The organism is Curtobacterium sp. MMLR14_010, assembly GCF_001865015.1.
Lineage (GTDB): Bacteria > Actinomycetota > Actinomycetes > Actinomycetales > Microbacteriaceae > Curtobacterium.
Genome location: NZ_MJGV01000002.1, coordinates 21517 through 45561, shown reverse-complemented (window position 1 = coordinate 45561; position 24045 = coordinate 21517). Strand labels below are relative to the sequence as shown.

Sequence of the window (24045 nt, the reverse complement as noted above, 5' to 3'; positions counted from 1 at the left end):
CGCTCAGAAGCCGCGGTCGAGACGGTGCCAGGTCTGCTGCCCGCGCACCTCGTCGCGGAAGCCGCGCGAGGTCGTGTGCTCGTCGATGACCAGGAACTCGGTGCCGAGCATCGTCGCGAGGTCCTCGACCACCTGCAGGCCCACGGCCGTCGTCATGACGGTGTGGTGGGCAGCGCCGGCGGTGAGCCAGGCCTCGGCGGCGACGGGGAACGACGGACGGGGCTCCCAGACGGCGCGGCCGACGGGCAGCTTCGGCAGGGCCTCGGTCGGCGGGACCACGTCGACGACGTTCGCGGTGAGGCGGAAGCCGTCGCGGGTGTCGGAGAGCGCGACCACGACGGCCTCGCCGGAGTCGGCGGTGAAGACCAGGCGCACCGGGTCGTCCTTGCCGCCGATGCCGAGCGGGTGGATCTCGAGCGTCGGACGCGTCGAGGTGAGCGTCGGGGAGACCTCGAGCATGTGCGCGCCGAGGATCTTCTCCGCGCCGGGGGTGAGGTCGTAGGTGTAGTCCTCCATGAGCGACGCGCCACCGGGGAGCCCGGCGCCGGCGACGTTCATCGCGCGGACCAGCACGGCGGTCTTCCAGTCACCTTCGGCACCGAAGCCGTAGCCGTCGGCCATCAGGCGCTGCACGGCCAGGCCGGGGAGCTGCTTGAGCGTGCCGAGGTCCTCGAAGTTCGTGGTGAACGCGGCGGAGCCGTTCTGCTGCAGGAGCGCACGGAGGCCGAGCTCGATCGCGGCGCCGTCGCGGAGCGCGCCGTGGCGGTCGCCGTCGCCACGCAGCGACGGGTCGACCTCGTAGGCCTGCTCGTAGGACGCGACGAGCGCGTCCACCGCAGCTGTGTCAGCGGCGGCGGCGTCCACCGCAGCGGCGAGCTCGTTCACGGCCCAGGTGTTGACCTGCACGCCGAGCTCGATCTCCGCCTCGGTCTTGTCGCCCTCGGTGACGGCGACGTAGCGCATGTTGTCGCCGAAGCGCGTCAGCTTGAGCGAGCGGATCGCGGCGGCACCGGCTGCGGCACGAACCCAGTTCGACACGCGCTGCTGGACACGCTCGTCGGACACGTGGCCGATGGCGGTCGCGTGCCGGACGCCCATGCGGGCAAGGGCGTAGCCGAACTCACGGTCGCCGTGGGCGGCCTGGTTCAGGTTCATGAAGTCGAAGTCGATCTCCGACCACGGCAGCGCCACGTTCGCCTGCGTGTGCAGGTGCAGCAGCGGCTTGGTCAGGGCGTTCAGGCCGCCGATCCACATCTTCGCGGGGCTGAAGGTGTGCATCCAGGCGGTGACGCCGATGACCTTGTCGTCGGCGCTGGCCTCGATGAGCGCGCGGCGGATGCCGTCGGCGTCCTTGAGCACGGGCTTCCACACGAGCGTCACCGGCAGCGCTCCGGCGAGCGTCTCGTGCACGGCGCGGCTCTGGGCCTCGACCTGGCGGAGGGTCTCCTCGCCGTACAGGCCCTGCGAGCCGGTGAGGAACCAGACCTCGTAGCCGTCGAGCGTGGCCTGGGGGTCGACGGCGTCCGTCGTGGTGGGGGTGTCCAGCGTCATCGCATGGCTCCTTCGGGGTTCTGTCCGTAGACGTTCTGGTAGCGATCGAAGAGTCGATCGATGTCTGCTTCCGCGATCGGGACGACCTCGCCGCCCTGCTTCGCGATGTGGACCGTACGGGCGACGTCCTCGGCCATCACGGCGGCCTTGACGGCGTCCTTCGCGTCCTTGCCGATCGTGAACACGCCGTGGTTCTGCATGAGGACGGCGCGGGAGCGGTGCCCGGACAGCGTCTCGACGATGCCGTGGCCGATCGAGTCGTCGCCGATGATCGCGAACGGGCCGACCGGGATCGGTCCGCCGAACTCGTCCGCCATGGCGGTGATCACGCACGGGATGGCCTCGGCGCGGGCAGCCCAGGCGGTCGCGTAGGTGGAGTGCGTGTGCACGACACCGCCGACCTCCGGCATGTTCCGGTAGACGTAGGCGTGGGCCGCGGTGTCGCTCGAGGGGCCGTGCGCGTTGCCCCAGCCCTCCGCGGGGACGCCGTCCAGGGTGCAGACGACCTGGTTCTCGGGCGTCAGGTCGTCGCTGGACACCCCGCTCGGCTTGATCACGAAGAGGTCGGTGCCGGGCACGCGCTCGGAGACGTTGCCGCCGGTCCAGATCACGAGGCCGTAGCGGACCAGCTCGCCGTGCAGGGAGGCGACGCGCGCACGCGTGGCGGCCACGGCCTCCTGGGTGGGCTGGTCGTGGTGGGTCGCGTCGGTCATCGGGTCGGCTCCTTCTCGGTCTGGAGGCTCGGCTCGGCTCCGGCCGTCGTCTCGGGTTCGTGCGTGGTGGCGGCGACTGCCGCTGCCTGCAAGGGCAGGCCGGCTCGGAAGCGCTCGAGGTAGGCGCGGAACCCGGCGACGTCGTGCTCGTCGGGTTCGGCCACGTGCACGGCGTCCCCGCCGAACACGTGCTCTGCCAGGTACGTCGTCAGGTCGGTGTCGCTGACGTGCTCGAGGTACGCGGCCAGCACGGCGATGCCCCAGGCGCCGCCCTCGCCGGCGGTCTCCTCGAGGGCGACGGGCACGCGGAGCGCGGCGGCGAGCAGGCGCTGCGGGGCGCCGGGCGTCCGGAAGAGCCCGCCGTGCGCGGTCATCCGGTCGACGCGGACGTCCTCCTCGGCGAGCACGTCCATGCCGATGGCGAGCGTCGCGAAGGCGCCCTGCACCTCGGCACGGACCAGGTTCCCGAGCGTGAACGCGCTGCCGGCCCCGCGGACCAGGAGCGGGCGGCCGGCCTCGACGTGGGTGACGGGCTCGCCCGCCAGGTAGTTGTAGGAGAGCAGTCCGCCGGCGTCCGGGTCGGCCTGCTCGGCCTCGGCGAGGAGCGTCGCGTACACGTGGTCGATGTCGAGCGGGGTGCCGGCGGCCTCGGCGAAGCGTCCGAACACCCGGGCCCACGCGGCGATCTCGCTCGCGCCGTTGTTACAGTGCACCATCGCCACGGCGTCGCCGGCGGGCGTGGTGACGACGTCGAGCTCCTCGTGCGCCTGTGCCATCGCACGCTCGAGCACGACCATCGCGAAGATGCTCGTACCGACGCTGACGTTGCCGGTGCGGGGAGCGACGGCGTTCGTCGCGACCATGCCGGTGCCGGCGTCGCCCTCGGGCGGGCAGAGCGGGACGCCGGGCTCGAGGGAGCCGGTCGGGTCGAGCCACGCGGCACCCTCCGGCGTGAGCGCGCCGGCGTCCTGGCCGGCGACGAGCACCTCGGGGAACAGGGCGCGGATGCCGGTGCTCGTGCCTGTGCCTGTGCCTGTGCCTGTGCTGATCAGCTCGTCCGCTGTCTCGAGCATGGCGGCGTCGTAGTCGCGGGTCGCCGGGTCGATCGGGAACATCCCGCTCGCGTCCCCGACCCCGAGGACGGCGTGCCCGGTCAGGCGGTGGTGGACGTACCCGGCGAGGGTGGTGACCCGGGCGACCTCGGCGACGTGGGGCTCCTCGTCGAGGACGGCCTGGTACAGGTGCGCCACGGACCAGCGCAGCGGGATGTTGAACCCGAGGCGCTCGCTCAGGGCCTCGGCGGCGGGGCCGGTGGAGGTGTTGCGCCACGTGCGGAACGGCACGAGCAGCTCCCCCGCGGCGTCGAACGCAAGGTAGCCGTGCATCATCGCGGAGACGCCGAGCGCGCGGAAGCTGGTGGGGCGGACGCCGTACTGCGACTCGACGTCGGCGACGAGGTCGGCGTACGCGGCCTGGAGGCCGGTCTCGACGTCCTCGAGCGAGTAGGTCCAGCGGCCATCGACGAAGGCGTTCTCCCACTCGTGGTCGCCGCTCGCGAGGGGCACGTGGTCCTCGCCGATGAGCACGGCCTTGATGCGGGTCGATCCGAGCTCGATCCCGAGGGTCGCGCGACCGTCCTCGATGCGCTGTCGGCGGTCGTCGCCCATGCTGTCCTCCCGAGACATCGTCGTCCGTGCACGCTGCGATGCGTGAGCGCTCACATCCTGGCACGTGAGCGCTCACTCTCGCAATGCGGCCGCGTGACCGGGCGTTGGGCGCTCGCACGGTGCGAGTTCCTCGGTGCGTCTGGTTCGCACCGTGCGAGTTCTTCGCCGCGTCTGGTTCGCACCGTGCGACTTCCTCCGCCCCGTGCGAGTTCGACCACCCCGTGCGCGCCCACGACCTCGCACCGAGTGGCCAACACCGCACGAGGCCCTCGAGGCCCGAGTGGTCACGACACCCCGCATGCTGCCCGTCGACCGGTCGCTCGTCGTCGCTCCCCGGCCGTCCGGCCGACGACTCGTGGCCGCTCGGGGAACGTGAGCGGGGAGTCGTGACCGGTCGCGCCCCGAGGCACTCGCGGAACCTCGCTGAGATCGCACTTCGTGTCGGGTCGGCCGCGGTGGAGGCGACACGAAGTGCGGTCTCACCGGAGGACTCGGGCGGCAGGTCACGAGACAGGACCGTCTCGCGGCCAGACAGGACCGTCTCACCGGAGGACTCGGGCGGCACGCCGCGAGGCAGGACCGTCTCGAGGCCGACACGGGACCGTTCGCCGCAGGGGCTGGGCCTCAGGTGCCGATCGTGCTGCCGCGGATGACGAGGGAGGGGATCACCACGGCCGACACGGCGGACGAGCCCTCGATGAGGTCGAGCAGCGCCTGACCCGCGACCCGGCCGAGCTCCTCGAGCCGCAGGTCGACCGTGGTCAGCGGCGGACGGCTCGCGAGCGCCATCACGTCCCAGTCGTCGAAGCCGGTGACGGCGACGTCCTCGGGCACGGACCTCCCGAGCTCCCGCAGCCGGTCGCACACGCCCCGCGCGATCTGGTCCGACCCGCAGACGACCGCGTCGACGTCGACCTCCCCGCGCGTGAGCACGTCGACGGCCTGCCGCCCCCAGCGTTCCGACCACTCCCCGTACAGCGGCGGCGACACGAGCGCGTCCCCGAGCACCGAGGAGGCCCCGGTCACACGGCGGGACGCGGACCGGTGCCACGCGGGACCGGTCACGATCGCCATCCGCCGTCGTCCGAGCGTCACCAGGTGGGACGCGACGAGGCTGGCGCCGTGCTCGTCGTCGAGCGTGACCGAGACGTCGTCGGGGTCGGTCGACGGGGTGAAGGCGTAGACGACGGGGATGGACACGTCGATCGGTGGGCGCGGGTCGGCCGACCGGCCGGTGACGATGATGCCGTCGACCCCGCGGGCGGCGAGGGAGCGGAGGTAGTGCTCCTCGCGGACGTGGTCGTCGCGGGTGTCGCAGAGCAGCACCGCCATCCGCCCGGCGGAGAGCACGTCCTCGGCACCGAGCAGCACGGGGATCGAGAAGCGGCCGAAGGAGTCCGTGGTGATCATGCCCACCGTGTACGAGCGACCGGACGACAGGGCCCGGCCTCGGGCGTCCCCGACGAACCCGAGCTTCGCCGCAGCGTCGCGGACGCGGGCTCGGGTCTCCTCGCGAAGCTGCCCGGTGTCGTTGAGGGCCTTCGACGCGGTGCCGATCGACACCCCGGCGAGCGCCGCGACGTCCGTGATGCGGACGGGCGCACTGGCGGACCGGCCGGACTGACCGGACTGACCGGACCGGCCACCTCGTGCAAGCGCCACGGCAATCCCCTTTCCGGTCGTCGAGCTGCCAACCGGTCGTCGAGCTACCACCGGTCGTCGAGCTGCCACCGAGCATAGGACGGATCCTCGACGACCCCTTGCACCAGCGCCGATCGTGTCGTAGCGTCGCGATCCAGAAACCGTTTTCCGACAATGCCGTCACCAGGAGCTGTCATGCCCACCACGCTCGCGACCGACACTCGTCCGTGCACCGCGACCCCGGTCCTCCCGACCGCCGACGCGCACCTCACGTACCGCCCACTCGGAACGGGAACGAAAGCCGGCACCGGAGACGGAACCGCCACCGCCACCCCCCGCATCACCGGCGGCTTCTGGCACCTCCGCCAGGAGCGCAACGGCCGCGACGCCGTCCGCGACGGGTACCGCCAGCTCGACACCGCCGGCAACTTCCGGAACCTCCGCATCGCCGCGGGGACGGAGCAGGGCGAGGTCGTCGGCCCCATCTTCATGGACTCGGACGTCTACAAGTGGCTCGAGGCCGTCGCCTGGGAGCTCGGCCGCGAACCCGCCGACGACCTCCGCGACCTGCAGCGGGAGGTCACCGCCCTCGTCGCCGCTGCCCAGGCCGACGACGGCTACCTCGACTCCGTGCAGCAGGTGCGCGGCAACGGCGAGCGGTACACGGACCTCAAGTGGAGCCACGAGATGTACTGCGCCGGCCACCTCATGCAAGCGGCGGTCGCACAGTCCCGGGCCACGGGCGACACCGGCCTGCTCGAGGTCGCCGTCAAGAACGCGGACCACCTCGTCCGCACGTTCGGCGACGGCACCGCACCGGACGGCAGCCCGAAGAAGCACGACATCGACGGCCACCCGGTCGTCGAGATGGGTCTCGTCGAGCTGTACCGGGAGACCGGTACCCGCGCCTACCTCGACCTGGCGCACTGGTTCGTCGACGCCCGCGGGCAGGGCATCATCGAGCGTGCCGGCGGCGAGCCGACCTACTTCTCCGACCGTGTCCCGGCGCGCACCGCCACCACGGTCGAGGGCCACGCCGTCCGCGCCGTGTACCTGGCCGCTGGAGCCGTCGACGTCGCGATCGAGACCGGCGACACCGAGCTCCTCGCCGCGAGCGAGCACCAGTTCGCCGACATGATGGCGACGAAGGCGTTCATCACCGGTGGCCTCGGTGCCCGCTGGGACTGGGAGGCCTTCGGCGACCCGTACGAGCTCCCCACCGACCGCGGCTACGCCGAGACCTGCGCCGCGATCGGTGGCGTGCAGTGGGCCTGGCGACTGCTCCTGGCGACGGGGAAGCCCGAGTACGCCGACGCGATCGAGCGCCTGCTCTACAACGCGTTCCTGCCGGGGGTCAGCCTCGCGGGCACGGAGTACTTCTACGTCAACCCGCTGCAGCACCGCGACGCCGCCCTCGCGGACGAGAACCGCTCCCCCGCCCACGGCCGCCGCGGCTGGTTCGACTGCGCGTGCTGCCCGCCGAACATCATGCGCACCTTCGCGAGCCTGGACGGCTACCTCGCCACCGCGACCGACGGCGGACTCCAGGTGCACCAGTACGCGACCGCCGACCTCGGCCCGGTGTCCGTCGAGACGGGGTACCCGCATGACGGCCACGTCCTGGTCACCGTGACCCAGGACGGCCCGCTCGCGCTCGGCCTGCGGATCCCGGCGTGGTCGGACACGACGACGGTCACGGTCGACGGCACCGAGGCCCACCCGACCGCCGGCTCCCTGCACACCATCGACCGTGCGTGGCACGCCGGCGACACGGTCGAGCTCGCCTTCGACACCACGCCCCACCGGTTCGTGGCGGACGCCCGCATCGACGCCGCCCGAGGCCAGGTCGCGATCGAACGCGGCCCCCTCGTCTACGCCGTCGAGCAGCCCGACCAGGACGGCTTCACGGTCGACGACCTGACGGTCGACGCCGACGCGGTGATCACCGAGGAACCCCGCGAGGACCTCCTCGACGGCATCGTCACGCTGCGCGTGCCGGCCCACGCCCCGACACGGCACGAGCAGGCAGCCTGGCCGTACCGCCGTCTCGACACGGCGACCCAGCCGGGAGGCCCTGGTGCTGCCCGTACCGCGACCAGCGTCGACGACGGAACCGGTGACGGCGGGGCCGAGCCGAGCCTCTCCTCGTCGGCTCGGCCGGACCGCCGCTGGCGCGTCGCTCCGGAACCGGCTCCATGGGCCCAGGCCGTGAACGCGGTCGCGATCCCGTACTACGCCTGGGCGAACCGCGGCGCGGTCCCGATGCGCGTCTGGCTGCCGCTCGCCCGCTGAGCACTCTCGTGCGAGGTTGCGCACCCGGTGCCCGGCCACAGGCCGGCACGGTGTGCGCAACTTCGCACCGGGCGGAAACGGCAGCCGCTGCAGCCGCAGTAGCCCAGCCTCAGGCCGAGCGGCGCACCACGAGCTGCGGCTGGATGAGCGTGTCGTCGAGCGGACGCCCCTCGACGAGCGACCGCACCGAGGCGAGCACCCGCTCCCCCATCGCCATGAAGTCCTGCCGCACGGTGGAGAGCGGCGGGGTGAAGTGCGCCGCCTCGGGGATGTCGTCGAACCCGAGCACGGCGATGTCGTCCGGCACGCGGAGCCCGTCGTCCGCGAAGGCGTGCAGCACCCCGAGCGCCATCTGGTCGTTCCCGCAGAAGACCGCGTCGACCGCCGTCGCGTCGATCATCCGGCCGGCCGCGAACCCGCTCGCCGGGGTCCAGTCGCCGTCGAGCACGACGGGGTCGAGCCCGGCCTCGACCATGAGCCGCGTGTAGGTGGTCCGGCGCACCTCGGACTCCTGCGAGACCGACGGTCCGGAGATGTGCACGATGCGCCGGTGCCCACGGTCGAACAGGTGCCGCATCGCCAGGGTCGTGCCGACGACCTGGTCGATCGCCACCGCTGCGACGCTCGGCAGGAGCTGTTCGGCGCGCGACGCAGCCGGGATCGCGTCCCCCTGCATCGCGTTCGAGACCACGACGGGCACGGTCACCGGCACCGTCAACGACGCGAGGGCGTCGAGCACGCGGTTGTCGGCGGCGACGAGCACGACGGCGGCGACGTCCTGCGCGAGCAGGCTGACGAGCGCGCCGGACAGGTCGGCCGGGCGCGGGTCGTCCGGCAGGGTGGAGAGCAGCACGTGGTAGCCGGCCGTGCGGGCCGCGCGTTCAAAGCCGATCGCGGTGCTCGACGGGCCGTAGAGCGCGTCGCCCGCTGTCACCAGTCCGAGGGCCTTGCTGCGACCGCCGGCGAGCGCCCTGGCAGCGGCGCGCGGACGGTAGCCGAGCTCCCCGATGGCCGTCGTGACCCGGGAGCGGAAGTGGTCGCGGACCGTCGGGTCCCCGTTGATCACGCGGGAGACGGTCTGGTGGGAGACCCCGGCACGCTCGGCGACGTCGAAGATGGTGGGGGCCTTGCGCCCCTTGCCGTTCGTCGTCGATGCGGTCGTCACGTGCACACCGTACCGCTCGGTGGGAGAACCGCACGGCCCGCACGAAACGGCTGAGCGAGTTGACACGGCGTCGTGAGCAGCCCAAGATGTGAGCGCTCACTCAGAGCATCACACTCCGACACCGGCACAGCAGCCGAGGTCACACAGCTCACGTCGACGTCGACGTGGCGGGAACAGAGGTACTTCGATGATGAAGCGCAGGATCGTCGCGGGCGTCGCAGCCCTCGGCATCGCCATCGCACTCGCCGGCTGCTCGGCCGGCGGTCGCGCCTCCTCCGACGGTGGCGGCAGCGGCAGCACCGACAACAAGGGCGCCCTGGTGGGCGTCGCCATGCCGACCAAGGTCTCCGAGCGGTGGATCAAGGACGGCAACGCCGTCAAGTCCGACCTCGAGAAGGCCGGCTACAAGGTCGACCTGGAGTACGCGGACAACAAGATCCCGCAGCAGGTCCAGCAGGTCAGCAACATGATCACCAAGGGCGCGAAGGTCCTCATCGTCGCGTCCATCGACGGTGGTTCGCTCTCCGACCAGCTCGACGCCGCCGCCAAGGCCGGCATCAAGGTGATCTCCTACGACCGCCTGCTCACGGGCAACAAGAACGTCGACTACTACGTGTCGTTCGACAACGAGAAGGTCGGCGTCGACCAGGCCACCTCGCTGCTCACCGGTCTCGGTGTGCTCGACGAGGACGGCAAGAAGACCGGCAAGAAGGGCCCGTTCAACATCGAGGTCTTCGCCGGTTCGCCCGACGACAACAACGCCACGTTCTTCTTCAACGGCGCGATGAAGACCCTCAAGCCGTACATCGAGGACGGCACCATCAAGATCGGCTCCGGCCAGGACGGCTTCACGCAGGCCGCCACGCTGCAGTGGGACCCGGCGACCGCCAAGTCCCGCATGCAGAACCTCGTCGCGAAGTCGTACTCCGGTGGCACCACGCTGAACGGCGTGCTCTCGCCGTACGACGGCATGTCGATCGGCATCATCTCGGCACTCCAGGGCGCCGGCTACGGCACCTCGAGCCGTCCGCTCCCGACCATCACCGGTCAGGACGCCGAGGCCGCCAGCGTGAAGTCGATCATCGCCGACCAGCAGTACTCGACGATCTACAAGGACACGCGTCAGCTGGCCGAGAAGTCGGCGAGCATGGCCGAGGACCTGCTGTCGGGCAAGAAGCCCGAGGTCAACGACACGAAGACCTACGACAACAAGGTGAAGGTCGTCCCGACCTTCCTCTTCCAGCCGACGGTCGTCACGAAGGACAACTACAAGAAGGTCCTCGTCGACTCGGGCTACTACTCGGACGCCGACCTCAAGTAGGTCCAGCTCCGCACCGGACAGGAGGCGCGGTGCCAGACCGCACCGCGCCTCTCCCCACCGGCACGGCCCGGACACCGCTTCGCGTTGTCCGGGAACCGGCGGCGTGGGCCCAGTCCGCCCCCACTTCCAGAACGGGAGGCACGGTGCCAGACCGCGCCGCGCCTCCCGTTCGTCTCACCACGCGCGCTCGCGCGCACAACGGAAGGCAGTCCACGTGACGGACACCATCCTCGAGATGCGGGACATCACCAAGACGTTCCCCGGCGTCAAGGCCCTGCAAGGCGTCTCCATCGAGGTCGAACGCGGCCAGGTCCACGCGATCTGCGGCGAGAACGGCGCGGGCAAGTCCACGCTGATGAAGGTGCTGTCCGGGGTCTACCCGGCCGGGTCCTTCGAGGGCGAGATCCTGCTCGACGGCAAGCCCGTCCGGTTCGCGAACATCAACGACTCTGAAGAAGCGGGCGTCGTGATCATCCACCAGGAGCTCGCGCTCAGTCCGTTCCTGTCGATCGCCGAGAACATCTTCCTCGGCAACGAGCGGTCCAAGGGCGGCTTCATCGACTGGAACAAGACGAACCTGGCGGCTGCCGAGCTCCTGCAGCGCGTCGGCCTCAAGGACAACCCGATCACGAAGATCGTGGACATCGGCGTCGGCAAGCAGCAGCTCGTCGAGATCGCCAAGGCCCTGTCGAAGAAGGTCAAGCTCCTCATCCTCGACGAGCCGACCGCGGCGCTGAACGACGACGACTCGGCGCACCTGCTCGAGCTCATCCGCTCGCTGCAGGCCGAGGGCATGACGGCGATCATCATCAGCCACAAGCTCAACGAGATCAAGGCGATCGCCGACAAGGTGACGATCATCCGCGACGGGCAGACCATCGAGACGCTCGACATGCACGCGGACGACATCTCCGAGAACCGGATCATCCGCGGCATGGTCGGCCGCGACCTGTCGACCCGCTACCCGGAGCACGAGTCGGACATCGGCGAGGAGCTCCTGCGGATCGAGGACTGGACCGTCCACCACCCGCTCGACGGCTCGCGCGAGATCATCCACCAGGCGAACCTCAACGTCCGCGCCGGTGAGATCGTCGGCATCGCCGGGCTGATGGGCGCCGGACGCACCGAGCTCGCGATGAGCGTCTTCGGGCACTCGTACGGCACCGGCATCTCCGGCACCGTCTACAAGCGCGGCGTCCCGATCAAGACGAACACGGTGACCGCGGCGATCGACAACGGCATCGCCTACGCCACCGAGGACCGAAAGCGCTACGGCCTGAACCTGCTCGACGACATCAAGCGGAACGTCTCCGGATCGGCACTCGGCAAGCTCGCCAAGTGGGGCTTCGTGAACGGCTCAGAGGAGACCACCGTCGCGCGGCAGTTCCTCAAGAACATGAACATCAAGGCACCGACCGTCAACGCGGTCACCGGGAAGCTCTCCGGTGGCAACCAGCAGAAGGTCGTCCTGTCGAAGTGGATGTACGCCGACCCCGACGTGCTCATCCTCGACGAGCCCACCCGCGGCATCGACGTCGGCGCCAAGTACGAGATCTACACGATCATCAACGCGCTCGCGGACCAGGGGAAGGGGATCATCGTGATCTCCTCGGAACTCCCCGAGCTGCTCGGCATCTGCGACCGCATCTACACCCTGTCCGAGGGTCGCATCACGGCGGACGTCCCCCGCTCCGAGGCGACGCCGGAGACCCTCATGCAGTACATGACCCAGGAACGGGAGACCCCAGTCAATGAACGCGCTCAAGTCCGCAGCTAGTTACCTCACCGGGCAGCTCCGGCAGATCGGCCTGTTCATCGCGCTGATCGTCATCGTCATCTTCTTCCAGGTGACGACCGGCGGGATCACCCTCGCCCCGATCAACGTCTCGAACCTGGTCGTCCAGAACAGCTACATCCTGATCCTCGCCATCGGCATGGTGATGGTCATCATCGCCGGCCACATCGACCTGTCGGTCGGGTCGGTCGTCGCCTTCACCGGCGCGATGGCGGGCGTCATGATCACCCAGTGGCACGTGCCGTGGCCGATCGCGGTCGTCCTCTGCCTGGTCATCGGTGCCCTCGTCGGCGCCTGGCAGGGCTTCTGGATCGCCTACTTCGGGATCCCGGCGTTCATCGTGACGCTGGCGGGCATGCTCGCGTTCCGTGGTGCGGCCCAGATCGCCCTGCAGAACCAGCAGATCTCGCCGTTCCCGGAGGGCTTCCGCTCGCTCGGCTCCGGCTTCCTGCCCGCGTTCGGCAGCTCGGGCTACGAGCCGCTGACGATGATCCTCGGCTTCGCGGCCGCCGCGATCCTGGTCGTCACCGCGTTCCGTGGCCGTGCCACCCGTCGCAAGTACCAGCTCGAGGACGAGCCCTTCGCCTGGTTCATGACGAAGCTCGTCTTCACCGTCGCGCTGGTCATGTACGTCGCACTGCTCCTCGCCAGCTACAACGGCACCCCGATCGTGCTCGTCATCCTCGGCGTGCTCGTGGTCGTGTACTCGCTCGTCATGCGCAGCGCCGTGTTCGGTCGCCACATCTACGCGATCGGCGGCAACGCCCTGGCGGCGCAGCTGTCCGGCGTGAAGACGAAGCGCGTCACGTTCCTGCTCTTCGTCAACATGGGTGTCATCTCGGCCCTGGCCGGCGTGGTCTTCACCGGCCAGCTCAACCTCGCCTCGCCGAGCGCGGGCAACGGCTTCGAGCTCGACGCCATCGCCGCCGTGTTCATCGGTGGCGCAGCCGTCACCGGTGGCATCGGCACCGTGCCGGGCGCCATCGTCGGTGGTCTCATCATCGGCATCCTGAACAACGGCATGTCGATCCTCGGTGTCGGCACGGAGTTCCAGTCCCTCATCAAGGGCCTGGTGCTGCTCGCCGCCGTCGCGTTCGACGTGTTCAACAAGCGCCGGGCGGCCTCCGCCCGCAAGTAGCGGCGCGTTCGCGATCGTCGTTTCCTCGAGGGAGCAGAAATCGTCGGGTACCACTTGGGTATCCGACGATTTCTGCTCCCTCCGTGCGTTGGAGGGCGCGTCAGCTGGACAGGACGGCCCAACCGGCGGCCGGGAGGCTCAGGGTGCCGTTGTGCAGGTCGCCTGCGCCCGCCTCGACCCGGGTCGCGTCGGCCGCGGGCACCTCGACCGGGGCGTCGGCCAAGTTCAGGGCGGTGACCACCGCGTCGTCCCCGGTCGCCGTCCGCAGCACGACGACGGTGTTCTCCAGGTGCACGACGTCGGTGTGCGCCCGGTGCAGCCAGGGGTGTCGACGGCGGAGGGCGATGAGCGCCTCGTACGTGTGCGTCAGCGCCGTCGGTTCCGGGGGCGTCGGCGGGAACTCGGGTCGGACGGCGTCGTCGCCACCGAGCCGCTCCTCCTTCTCCCCGGTCCACCCGTACTCGTCGCCCGCCCACACGCTCGGGGTGCCGGCGACGGTGAACAGCACCGCGGCAGCGTGGCCGGCGAACCGCTCCCCCACCGCGCTCGCGATGCGGGTCACGTCGTGGTTGCCGATGAACGTGCTCGGGGCCGACGTCGCGAGCAGCGCGTCGTGGCGTTCGATCGCGTGCGCCAGCTCGAAGCAGTTGCGGTCGGCGATCCCGTGCCAGACCGCCTGCCACAGCTCGTACTGCGTGGTCGAGTCCATCGTCGACTCCGTGACGATCGCGGCGGTGTCGCCGTGGATGACCTCGCCGGTGAACCACGCGTCCGGGAACCGCTCCCGCACGCGCGGCAGCACCCGCGCCCAGAAGGCCGGCGGCACCGCGTAGGCCGCGTCGAGGCGCCACCCGTCCACGCCGCGCTCCAGCCAGTGGGTCATCACGTCGAACACGAGGTCCTCGGTGGCCTGTGCTGTGTGGTCGAGCGCGACCAGGATGTCGTGGCCCTCGAACAGCCCGACCGGCACCGGGTCGCCGGGGTTCCAACCGGTCCAGTCGATGCCGAACAGCGGCGCAGACGCCGCCGAGGGCCCGTCGGTCTCGAGCGCCCGGAACGCGGGGTGCTCCCGGCCGACGTGGTTGAAGACGCCGTCGAGCACCACCCGGATGCCACGCTCGTGCGCCGCGGTCACCAGCGCATCGAAGTCGCCGTCGTCCCCGAGGCGCGGGTCGATCCGCAGGTGGTCGACCGTGTCGTACCCGTGCGTGCTGCTCGCGAAGACGGGGCCGAGCAGCAGTCCGTTCAGCCCGAGGTCGACGACGTGGTCGAGCCAGCCGCTGAGCCGGTCGAGCCGGTGCTCCACCGGACGGTCGCCGACGGACGTTGCGGGGCGGACCTCGGCGCCGACGAAGCCGAGCGGGTAGACGTGCCACCACAGCACGTGCTCGACCCAGGCGGGCTCGGACGGTCGGGCGGGGGCGCTGTCGGGAGTCACTGATCCGATGGTGCCAGTTCGGCGTCGGCTGGGTACGGGAGTGCGCTTCCGGACGATGATGGACGCATGGGACGAGCGATCCGCACCGAGGACGACGCACGCCGGGCGACGGCGGCGCAGGCCGAACGGACGTGTGCGTCCTGCGGGCGTCGCATGCCCGAGTCGGCCTCGCCGGATGCGAAGTGGTGCTCGGACGCCTGCCGTCGGCACAAGCTCGACGACACCGACCGGACGCTCGAGCGCACCATCGACGACCTCCTCGACGCCCGGGCACTGACGTCGAGCATCTGCCCCTCCGACGCCGCGCGGGCCATCGGCGGCGAGGACTGGCGCGACCTCATGGAACCCGCTCGACGAGCCGCTCGGCGGATGGTCGCCAGGGGCGAGGTCGAGATCACCCAGGGCGGGAACGTCATCGACCCGTCGACCGCCAAGGGCCCGATCCGGATCCGCCGTCCTCGCTGAGGGAACACCCGCGCGACGACAGGTGTTGGCTACCAGCGATGACTCCCGACGGAACCACCACACAGTCCACCGACCAGCGCAGTGCCCTCGTCGTGGGTGCCAGCGGCATCACCGGCTCGGCCCTCGTCGAGCGCCTGACCCGCGACGGGTGGGAGGTGAGTGCGCTCTCGCGCCGAGCAGGGACCCGCGACGGCGTCCGTGGCATCGCCGCCGACCTCCGCGACCCCGAGGGGCTCCGTAGCGCACTTGCCGACGAACGCCCCACGCACGTGTTCTTCACCGCCTGGCAGCGGCAGGCGACCGAGGCCGAGAACATCGCCGTGAACAGTGCGATGGTGCGCGACCTGCTCGCCGCCCTCGACCACGCGCCGCTCGCCCACGTCGCCCTGGTGACCGGGCTGAAGCACTACCTCGGCCCGTTCGAGGCGTACGCCGCCGGCGAGATGCCCGACACCCCCTTCCACGAGGAGGAGCCGCGGCTCGACACCCCGAACTTCTACTACGCGCAGGAGGACGAGCTCTTCGCCGCCGCCGAGCGTCAGGGCTTCACCTGGTCCGTGCACCGCTCCCACACGGTGATCGGGCACGCCGTCGGCAACGCCATGAACATGGGCCTGACCCTCGCGGTGCAGGCGACGTTGGCGAAGGAGCTCGACCTGGACTTCGTCTTCCCGGGCAGCGAGGCGCAGTGGAACGGCCTCACCGACATGACCGACGCCGGGCTGCTCGCCGAGCACATGGTGTGGGCGGCGACCTCGCCCGAGGGTGCCGACGAGCCGTTCAACATCGTCAACGGCGACGTCTTCCGCTGGCGCTGGATGTGGCCGCGGCTCGCCGCACACCTCGGGGTCGACCCGGCGCGCGTCGTCGGGTTCTCCGGCGAGGCCCGACCGCTGGAGCAGCAGATGGCCCCGCACGAAGCCGCGTGGGCCGGCATCGCCGAGCGGCACGGCCTGATCGAGTCGGACATCACCCGCGTGGCATCGTGGTGGCACACCGACGCCGACCTCGGCCGCGCGATGGAGGTCGTGACCGACATGGGCAAGAGCCGTGACGCCGGGTTCACGGGCTACCGCCGCACCGAACAGGCCTTCGCCGACCTGTTCGCGCGCTACCGCGCAGACCGACTGATCCCCTGATCAGCCCGCACCTGTCCCACCGCAGTGAACGGGGTACAGAGGCGTCCGTAGTGTCGGTGGCACACCATCGGGACCACCGGTGATGCCCCCACCGGAAGGAATCACCATGTCGCTCGGAGACAAGGCCAAGGACGCCACCCAGAAGATCGTCGGCAAGGTCGAGGAGACCGTCGGCGAGCACACCGACGACCAGGAGCTGCACGCCCAGGGCAAGAAGGACCAGCACATGGGCGAGGCGCGCATGGAGACCGAGAAGGCGAAGGACGCCGTCGACGGCAAGTGAGCACCTGCTCCTGAACACCTGAACGGCTCGGCATCCTCGGATGTCGGGCCGTTCGTGTGTTCAGAAGGCGTAGCGGATGCGGCAGGACGGCAGGTGCTCGGTGACGAGCTCGCGGAACCGCTCGACGAGCTGCCCCTTCATGCCGGAGCGGTACCGGACGTTCACGGCGCCGTTCTGCGACACCTTCTGCTCCTGCAGGTCGGGACGCCAGAGCAGGTCCTCGGCCTTCGGGTGCCACCCGAGGTTGACCTGGTGCAGGGGTTCGTTGTGCGTGAGGAAGATGACCTCTGCCGCGAGCTGCGCCTTCGCCCGCGGGGACAGGACGTCGTCGACCTGCCGCAGGAGCTCCGCCCAGTCGGACTCCCACGTCGGCGTGAGGATCACGGGCGAGAAGTTCAGGTGGACCTCGTACCCGGCGTCCACGAAGTCGTTGACCGCCGCGATCCGCTCGGCGATCGGGGACGTCCGGATGTCGGTCACCTTGGCGGTCTCGTGCGGCATGAGGGAGAACCGGATGCGCGTGCGCCCCATCGGGTCCCACTGGAGCAGCTCACGGTTCACGTACTTCGTGGCGAAGGACGCCTTGGCCGTGGGCGTCATGCGGAACAGGTCGCAGAGGTCGCGCACGTTGTCGCTGATCATCGCGTCGACGGAGCAGTCGCTGTTCTCACCGATGTCGTAGACCCAGGCGTCCGGGTCGCACTGGTTCGGCTCCGTCTTCGGCCCCTGCTTGTGGATGTTCCGAGCGACGTGCTTCGTGATCTGCTCGATGTTGGCGAACACCGTGACGGGGTTGCTGTAGCCCTTGCGGCGCGGCACGTAGCAGTACGCGCACGCCATCGCGCAGCCGTTCGCCGTCGACGGCGCGATGAAGTCCGCCGAGCGACCGTTCGGCCGGGTGACGAGCGACTTCTTCACGCCGAGCACCAGCGCCTCGGTCTTGATCCGGACCCACCGCGACACGTTGCGCTCGTCGCCGTGGACCTCCGGGATGTTCCAGTGCGACTCGACGGGGACGACCTCGGCGTCGGGCCACCTGGCGATGACATCGGCTCCACGGGGCAGCTCGAGCGCAGCGGGTTCGGCGTAGATGCGGTGGACGTCGAGCATCGGGCGCACGCGGTGTTCGGTCATCGTCCCCTGTCTACCGGGCACCACCGACGGTGCAGAATCAGAGGCATGAGCGAGCCGGACGACCACTTCTTCGTCGTCGACGGCCGTCGCTGGCGCCGCACCGACCCGGTGATCCCCGAGGAGACCGCCGCGGCGCTCCGGTCACACCTCGGTCGCGGGCGGAACGCGGTCAAGCAGGCGAAGCGCTCGGGCGACGACACGGCGCTCGAGGCTGCCCGGCACCGGAACGGGCTCGCCAAGCACGGCCTCGGCGAACGCGGTCCTGCATGGTGGGAGCGCCCGGAGGCCGACCGCATCGCCGATGCCGAGCGCGCCCGCGCCGAACTCGACGCCCTCGACGACTGACCGCTGCCCGTGACGACCACGATCCGCCCGCCGAAGCTCGACCGCGTCCTGAACGGGATCCTCATGGGCCCGGTGTTCATCGGCACCGGGATCGTGATCGCCCTCGCCGCGACTGCCCCGGACGCGTCGGCGCGGGTGTTCCTCGTCATGCTCGGCGCTGTCTTCGTCGCGACGGGAATCTGGCTCACGAGCCGGCTGCCACGGGTCGCGGTCCACCTCGCCGATGACGAGCTCCGGTACGACGGCTTCCTCGTCTCGTGGACGCTCCCCCGCGCGGGCATCACCGCCGTGCTCGACGACGCCTGGGTCGAGTGGCGAGACACCGCCGGGCGGGAACGCCGTCGTCAGATCGGGCTGCTCACGCGGGCCTGGGAGGACGACGGCACGAAGTTCGCACCGTACTGGCGCTGGCGTCGGGAGGCGCTGCTGCAGGTCCGGGAGTGGGCAACCGGTCCCGACGCCTGACCCCCGCGCGCGGTCCTTCCCATGACGCCCGCGATGGGGAGTGGGAACGCGCGTGGGAGGTCGGAACGAACGACCCGCGACGCGCGATTCGACCTCCTGAGCGCGATCCGACCCGCGGCAGGACCGCTGCGCGCACCGACCCGCTCAGGCCTCGGTGTGGCCGAGGTCGGGCTCGACGCGCAGGTGCACCGTGCGGGACGCCGATGCGTGCAACTCGAACACGACGACCTCGTTGTGACCCGCACGCAGGACCGGCCCCGGCACCGCCAGGGTCTGCTGCGGCCCGCGCGACCAGTACCGCCCGAGGCAGAACCCGTTGACCCAGGCGACGCCCTTCCGGAAGCCGTCGAGCGCCAGGTACCGGTCGGAGACCACGTCAAGCTCGAACGACCCGAGCGCCACGACGGGCCCGGCGAGGACGTCGGCAGCACCCGAGGAGCCGACGGGCTCCAGCGCGCGCAGCACGTCGAGCGCCACGGACGGCATGGGGGCGAGCGCGAGCGGCGACGCCGTCCACCGGGACAACGGCACGCCGTCCACCGCCACGCCGCCGATCAGGCCCTTCGGCTCGCCGATCCGCGTGCCGTAGTCGACGCGGCCCTGGTCCTCGACGAGGAGCTCGAGCGTCCCGGTGACCGGCGGGAGCGCGATCGCCCGGTCGTGGTGCTCGCGCTCGAGGACGCCGACGGATCGGCCGTCGACGCTGACGAGGACGCGGTCGCGGACCTCTCCCCCGATGGTGAGGACGCCGCCGGAAGGCAGGTCGACCTCGGTCCGGTACAGCACGAAGCCCGAGGCGGCACCGAGCTCGTCGAACGTCGGGGTCGTCTCGTGCGTGGTCCAGGACGTGAGCTGCGGGAGCAGCGTGCGCAGGGCCGTCGACCGGTCGAGCTGGACGGCGAGGTCCGTGGCGGGGGCGATCCGAGCCTCCTGGCCGGACGTGCCGTCGGGTCCGGGACCGTCGTGCAGGACGCCGGACCCACCGGGCTCCATCGATGCCGGCAGCGGGGGCACGGGCGCGTAGCGCTCGATGACGGAGCGGAACGCGTGGAACTTCGGCGTGGGGCGGCCGGCCTCGTCGAGCGGGGCGTCGTAGTCGTAGGACGTCGCGATCGGCCGGTACACGCCCTTGTCGTTCGCGCCGTTCGTGAAGCCGAAGTTCGTGCCGCCGTGGAACATGTAGACGTTCACGGAGCCACCCGCGGCGAGGAGCACGTCGAGGTCGGCAGCGCTGTCCGACGCCGAGGTGGTGTGGTGGTGCTCGCCCCAGCTGTCGAACCAGCCGTCCCAGAACTCCGAGCACATCAGCGGCCCGGTGGGCTGCGCCTGCCGGAGACGGGCCAGCCGCTCGGTCGACCGCGAGCCGAACGACCCGGTCTTGTGCAGGGAGGGCAGCGAGCCGTCCTCGAGCATGGTGCCCATGGGCTGGTCGACGCTCGTGAACGGGACGGTGAGCCCGATGTCACGGTGCATCGCCTCGAGCTTCGCCAGGTAGACCGGGTCGGAGCCGTACGCGCCGTACTCGTTCTCGACCTGCACGAGGACGATCGGACCCCCGGCGTCGATCTGCCGCGGGACGAGGATCGGCGCGAGCGCGTCGAGGTACCGCGACACGGCGGCGAGGAACTGCGGCTCGTCGCGGCGGATGCCCACGGTGCCGTCGGTGAACAACCAGTACGGCAGCCCGCCGTTGGTCCACTCGGCACAGATGTACGGGCCGGGACGGACGATGGCGTGCATGCCCGAGGCTTCGACGAGGTCGAGGAACCGGCCGAGGTCGAGTCCGCCGGTGAAGTCGAACTGCCCGGGCGAGGCCTCGTGCGCGTTCCACGCGACGTAGGTCTCGACGGTGTTGAGGCCCATCAGCTTGGCCTTGCGGATGCGGTCGGCCCACAAGTCCGGGTGGACGCGGAAGTAGTGGATCGCGCCGGAGAGGACCCGGTGCGGCTCGCCGTCGAGCAGGAAGTCGGTGTCGCCGATCGCGAAGCGCATGGGCAGAGCCTTTCAGAGCAGGGCCGCGCGGACGGTGCCGACGCGACCCGAGACAGCGGGGCCGTGCGGACTGGTGTCCGCACGACCCCGGGGATGGTGGAGCTGCAGCTACTTGGTCGAGACCGTGAAGCCCTGCTGCTTGCCGTACTTCACGAGCGCGTTCTGCCAGGCCTCGAGACCGGACTCCAGCGAGGTGCCCTTCTCGTAGGACTGCCCGACCGTGTCGGCGTAGACGCTGTTCGCGTACACCTGGTACGGCAGGTAGGTGAAGTCGTTGTCCGACGACTTCGAGGCGTCGACGAGGACCTCGTTGATCTTCTGGCCACCGAAGTACTCCGGCTCCTCGTTGAGGAAGGCCGAGGACTCCAGGTCCGCGGTGGTCGACGGGAAGCCGCCGGACTCCATGAAGATCTTCGTGGAAGCCTTCGACGAGTTCAGCCACTTGAGGAAGCCGGCGGCGAGGGCCGGGTTCTTCGTCTGCTTCATGACGACCTCGGCGCTGCCGCCGTTGTTCGCGGTGACGGCCTTCGAGCCGTCGTAGGTCGGCATCGGGGCGACGCGCCAGTCACCCTTGGCGTCGGCGACGCTCGCCTCGAGGTTGCCGGGCATCCAGGCGCCGGTGATGAGCGTGGCGATCTGGCCGTTGCCGAGCTGCTTGTACCAGTCGTCGGTCCAGCCGACGGTCTTGGCGAGGAGCTTCTTCTCGACGAGCTCGTTCCAGGTCGAGGTCCATTTCTCGGTGCCCTCGTCCTGCAGGTTGACGGTCACCTTGTCGCCCGAGGTGGTGAACGGCGTGCCACCGGCCTGGGCGATCATGCTGGTCGTGAAGCCGGCGTCGCCGGAGTCCGCCGCGATGTACGCGTCGGGGTCGGACTGGTGCAGCTTCTCGGCCGCGGTGACGTACTCGTCCCACGTCTTCGGGACGGTGATGCCGTTCGCGTCGAAGACCTTCTTGTTGTAGAACAGCGCCATGGGGCCGGAGTCCTGCGGCAGGCCGTAGACCTTGTCCCCGTTCGTCACGGAGCTCCAGGTGCTGGCCGCGAACTTGCTCTCCAGGCCGTCGAAGCCGTAGCTCGACAGGTCGAGGAGCGACTCGGACAGCGAGAACTGCGGGATGGCGTAGTACTCGACCTGCGCGACGTCGGGGGCACCCGAGCCGGCCTTGATCGTGTTCTGCAGCTTCGTGTACTGGTCGGCACCGGTGCCGGCGTTGACGAGCTTGACGTCGACCTTCGGGTACTGCTTCTCGAACGCGGCGACCTGGGCCTTCGCGGACGGGGTCCAGGACCAGTAGGTCAGCGTGCCACCCTTGGCGAGCGCCGAGTCGATGTCCGAGGCGGAGCCGCCGGAGGACGAGCCGCCGGACGAGCAGGCCGCCAGGGCGATGGCGGCGGTGACGCCGATGGCGAGGGCGCTGAGTCCGCGCCGGGCCTTCGTGTTCATGGGGGTGCCTTTCACTTCTTCGTGTTGGGAGGTGCTGCTGTGGGGCTGGAGGCGCGTGGCGGGGTGGCCCCGAGCCTCCTGGCTGGCGGGCTGGAGGCGCGTGGCGGGGTCGCCTCGAGCCTCCCGGCCGTGGGTCAGGCCTTGACGGACCCGGCGGCGAGGCCGGACTGCCAGAAGCGCTGCAGGAAGAGGAACGCGACCACGATCGGGATGATCGTGAGGAGCGAACCGGTGACGACGAGGTTGTAGATCGGCTGCGCACCGGAACCGGTGGCCTGCGCGTTCCACTGGTTGAGGCCGACGGTGAGCGGGTACCACTTCGGGTCGCTCAGCATGATGAGCGGCAGGAAGTAGTTGTTCCACGTCGCGACGACGGCGAAGAGCAGCACGGTGACGACACCGGGGGCGAGCAGGCGGAGCGCGATCGTGAAGAAGATCCGGAACTCCCCCGCGCCGTCCATGCGGGCGGCCTCGAGGAGCTCGGACGGGATCGCGTCGACCGCGTACGTCCACACCAGGTACATGCCGAACGGGCTGATCAGCGAGGGCAGGATGATCGCCCACGGGGTGTTGGTCAGGCCGACCTGCGAGAAGAGCAGGAAGGTCGGGACCGCGAGGGCCGTACCGGGCACCGCGATGGCGCCGAGGACGATCGCGAACACGGCGCGGCGGCCGGGGAACGCGAACTTCGCCATGCCGTAGCCGGCGACGGTCGCCAGGAGCGTCGCTCCGCCGGCACCGACGACCACGTACAGCAGCGTGTTGCCGAACCACTGCAGGAAGATGCCGTCGTTGTACGTGACGGTGTCGACGATGTTCTGCCAGAGGTTGAAGTCCCCGCCGAACCAGAGGCCGAACGTGGACAGCAGCGACGACTGCGTCTTCGTGCTGTTCACGAGCAGGTAGAACAGCGGCGCGAACGAGTACACGACGAAGACGATCATCACGGCGGTCAGGAGACCGGACCGCTTCGGCTTGCGGCCGTCGACGGGCTGCTTCGCCTTCCTGGAGGCTCGTCCCGCGCCGCCACGGCCGTCGCGGAGCGTCGTGGTCGCCTCGGTCACCGTGGCCGGCCCGGCGGGACCGGTGGCGGGGTGCTGCAGGGTGCTCATCGGTTCTCCTGTCGGGTGCCGCGGACCTGCACGACGTAGGCGATCACGGCGGTGATGACGCCCATCACGATGGCGACGGTGGCGGAGTAGTTGAACTGCTGGCCGCTGAAGGACAGCGAGTAGGCGTACATGTTCGGCGTGAAGGAGCTGCCGATGACGTTCGGGGCGAGGGTCTTCAGCAGGTTCGGCTCGTTGAAGAGCTGGAAGCTGCCGATGATCGAGAAGATCGTGGCGATGACCATCGGGCCGCGGAGCGCGGGGAGCTTGATCGAGAAGACCGTGCGCAGGGGTCCGGCGCCGTCGAGCTCGGCGGCTTCGTACAGCTCGCCGGGGACGGTGCGGAGGGCCGCGTAGAAGATCAGCATGTTGTAGCCGAGGAACTCCCACGTGACGACGTTGCCGATCGACGTGAGGACCCAGGTCGGGCTGAACGGCTGCAGCAGGTCGATGCCGAGGGCGTCGTTCGCCGCACCGGTCAGGCCGAACTGGTTGCCGTAGATGAAGCCCCAGATGAGCGCCGCGACGACGCCGGGGACCGCGTAGGGCAGGAACACCGCGATGCGGAAGAACGACGTCCCCCAGAGCCGCGCGCTGTCGAGCGTGAGGGCGGCCACGAGCGCGAGCCCGAGCATGATCGGCACCTGGATGACCAGGAACACGACGACCCGACCGAAGCCGGACCAGAACTGCGAGTCCTGGAGGAGCTGCACGTAGTTGGCGAACCAGACGAACTGGTTGCCGCCGACGAGCTGGTCGCGGAACAGGCTGAGCCAGAGCGCGTACCCGATCGGCACGATGAGCATGAGGACCAGGACGACGACGAACGGGCCCACGAAGAGCCACCCGGTGAACCGGCCCCTCGGCTTCGGCCGACGTCGCGGTGGCGCTGCCGGCGACCCGGCCGGGGCCGTGCGCGCTGCGAGCGTGCTCATGTGACTCCTTCGTC

Annotated in this window: 20 protein-coding genes; 9 read left to right on the top strand and 11 right to left on the bottom strand. The window is 70.2% G+C overall.

Annotated features, from left to right (window positions below; all coding sequences use genetic code 11):
- Positions 1-3: 3 nt before the first annotated feature.
- The 4 genes from araA to BIU98_RS00290 form a co-directional block, all read right to left on the bottom strand.
- Complete coding sequence (araA, locus tag BIU98_RS00305; RefSeq protein WP_071269585.1) at positions 4-1551, bottom strand: L-arabinose isomerase; 1548 nt, start codon at positions 1549-1551, stop codon at positions 4-6.
- Positions 1548-2264: an L-ribulose-5-phosphate 4-epimerase gene (locus tag BIU98_RS00300; RefSeq protein WP_071269583.1), complete on the bottom strand. Its 717-nt coding sequence runs from the start codon at positions 2262-2264 to the stop codon at positions 1548-1550. Before BIU98_RS00300 ends, araA begins: the two co-directional genes overlap by 4 nt.
- Entirely contained in the window at positions 2261-3931 is a 1671-nt protein-coding gene (locus BIU98_RS00295; protein WP_071269581.1) for a xylulokinase, read from the bottom strand. Before BIU98_RS00295 ends, BIU98_RS00300 begins: the two co-directional genes overlap by 4 nt.
- A 624-nt stretch (positions 3932-4555) precedes the next feature.
- Complete coding sequence (locus tag BIU98_RS00290) at positions 4556-5593, bottom strand: LacI family DNA-binding transcriptional regulator (protein WP_083392833.1); 1038 nt, start codon at positions 5591-5593, stop codon at positions 4556-4558.
- Positions 5594-5767: 174 nt separating this feature from the next.
- On the opposite strand from BIU98_RS00290, the gene BIU98_RS00285 reads away from it, so the two are divergent.
- On the top strand, positions 5768-7864 hold the full coding sequence (locus tag BIU98_RS00285) for a glycoside hydrolase family 127 protein (RefSeq protein WP_071269579.1): 2097 nt from the start codon (positions 5768-5770) through the stop codon (positions 7862-7864).
- 109 nt (positions 7865-7973) lie between these two features.
- On the opposite strand, the gene BIU98_RS00280 is transcribed toward BIU98_RS00285, so the two are convergent.
- The gene (locus BIU98_RS00280) at positions 7974-9029 is read right to left on the bottom strand and encodes a substrate-binding domain-containing protein (protein ID WP_071270450.1); all 1056 of its coding nucleotides are present in this window, start codon (positions 9027-9029) and stop codon (positions 7974-7976) included.
- A 187-nt stretch (positions 9030-9216) separates the two neighbouring features.
- On the opposite strand from BIU98_RS00280, the gene chvE reads away from it, so the two are divergent.
- The 3 genes from chvE (at position 9217) to mmsB (ending at position 13283) form a co-directional block, all read left to right on the top strand.
- Positions 9217-10350, top strand: a complete 1134-nt coding sequence (gene chvE, locus BIU98_RS00275; RefSeq protein ID WP_071269577.1) for a multiple monosaccharide ABC transporter substrate-binding protein — start codon at positions 9217-9219, stop codon at positions 10348-10350.
- A gap of 214 nt (positions 10351-10564) precedes the next feature.
- On the top strand, positions 10565-12127 hold the full coding sequence (mmsA, locus tag BIU98_RS00270) for a multiple monosaccharide ABC transporter ATP-binding protein (RefSeq protein WP_071269575.1): 1563 nt from the start codon (positions 10565-10567) through the stop codon (positions 12125-12127).
- Positions 12102-13283, top strand: coding sequence for a multiple monosaccharide ABC transporter permease (gene mmsB, locus BIU98_RS00265; protein ID WP_071269573.1), 1182 nt, complete (start codon positions 12102-12104; stop codon positions 13281-13283). The genes mmsA and mmsB overlap by 26 nt, the downstream gene beginning before the upstream one ends.
- 100 nt (positions 13284-13383) lie before the next feature.
- On the opposite strand, the gene BIU98_RS00260 is transcribed toward mmsB, so the two are convergent.
- Positions 13384-14721, bottom strand: coding sequence for an alpha-amylase family glycosyl hydrolase (locus tag BIU98_RS00260; protein ID WP_071269571.1), 1338 nt, complete (start codon positions 14719-14721; stop codon positions 13384-13386).
- Between the two features lie 66 nt (positions 14722-14787).
- On the opposite strand from BIU98_RS00260, the gene BIU98_RS00255 reads away from it, so the two are divergent.
- From BIU98_RS00255 to BIU98_RS18720, 3 genes are all read left to right on the top strand, one after another.
- Positions 14788-15186 carry a DUF3253 domain-containing protein gene (locus BIU98_RS00255; protein WP_071269569.1) on the top strand — a complete coding sequence of 133 codons (399 nt, stop codon included), beginning with the start codon at positions 14788-14790 and terminating at the stop codon, positions 15184-15186.
- A 38-nt stretch (positions 15187-15224) separates the two neighbouring features.
- Positions 15225-16325, top strand: coding sequence for an SDR family oxidoreductase (locus tag BIU98_RS00250; protein WP_071269567.1), 1101 nt, complete (start codon positions 15225-15227; stop codon positions 16323-16325).
- 106 nt (positions 16326-16431) lie between these two features.
- Positions 16432-16608 (top strand): CsbD family protein, encoded by a 177-nt coding sequence (locus tag BIU98_RS18720; protein WP_139200483.1) that lies wholly within the window; start codon positions 16432-16434, stop codon positions 16606-16608.
- Between the two features lie 60 nt (positions 16609-16668).
- Here BIU98_RS18720 and BIU98_RS00245 read toward each other — a convergent pair whose 3' ends face one another.
- Positions 16669-17742, bottom strand: coding sequence for a spore photoproduct lyase family protein (locus BIU98_RS00245; RefSeq protein ID WP_071269565.1), 1074 nt, complete (start codon positions 17740-17742; stop codon positions 16669-16671).
- Positions 17743-17787: 45 nt separating this feature from the next.
- Between BIU98_RS00245 and BIU98_RS00240 the strand changes: the two genes are divergently transcribed.
- Entirely contained in the window at positions 17788-18087 is a 300-nt protein-coding gene (locus BIU98_RS00240) for a biopolymer transporter Tol (protein ID WP_071269562.1), read from the top strand.
- A 9-nt stretch (positions 18088-18096) separates the two neighbouring features.
- On the top strand, positions 18097-18552 hold the full coding sequence (locus tag BIU98_RS00235) for a hypothetical protein (protein ID WP_071269560.1): 456 nt from the start codon (positions 18097-18099) through the stop codon (positions 18550-18552).
- 144 nt (positions 18553-18696) lie between these two features.
- On the opposite strand, the gene BIU98_RS00230 is transcribed toward BIU98_RS00235, so the two are convergent.
- From BIU98_RS00230 to BIU98_RS00215, 4 genes are all read right to left on the bottom strand, one after another.
- Complete coding sequence (locus BIU98_RS00230; protein ID WP_071269558.1) at positions 18697-20544, bottom strand: beta-galactosidase family protein; 1848 nt, start codon at positions 20542-20544, stop codon at positions 18697-18699.
- A 108-nt stretch (positions 20545-20652) separates the two neighbouring features.
- On the bottom strand, positions 20653-21987 hold the full coding sequence (locus BIU98_RS00225) for a sugar ABC transporter substrate-binding protein (protein ID WP_139200482.1): 1335 nt from the start codon (positions 21985-21987) through the stop codon (positions 20653-20655).
- A gap of 134 nt (positions 21988-22121) precedes the next feature.
- A complete protein-coding gene (locus BIU98_RS00220) occupies positions 22122-22931 on the bottom strand; it encodes a carbohydrate ABC transporter permease (RefSeq protein ID WP_139200512.1) in 810 nt (269 codons plus the stop codon).
- Positions 22932-23095: 164 nt separating this feature from the next.
- The gene (locus BIU98_RS00215) at positions 23096-24031 is read right to left on the bottom strand and encodes a carbohydrate ABC transporter permease (protein WP_071269552.1); all 936 of its coding nucleotides are present in this window, start codon (positions 24029-24031) and stop codon (positions 23096-23098) included.
- Between the last annotated feature and the right edge of the window lie 14 nt (positions 24032-24045).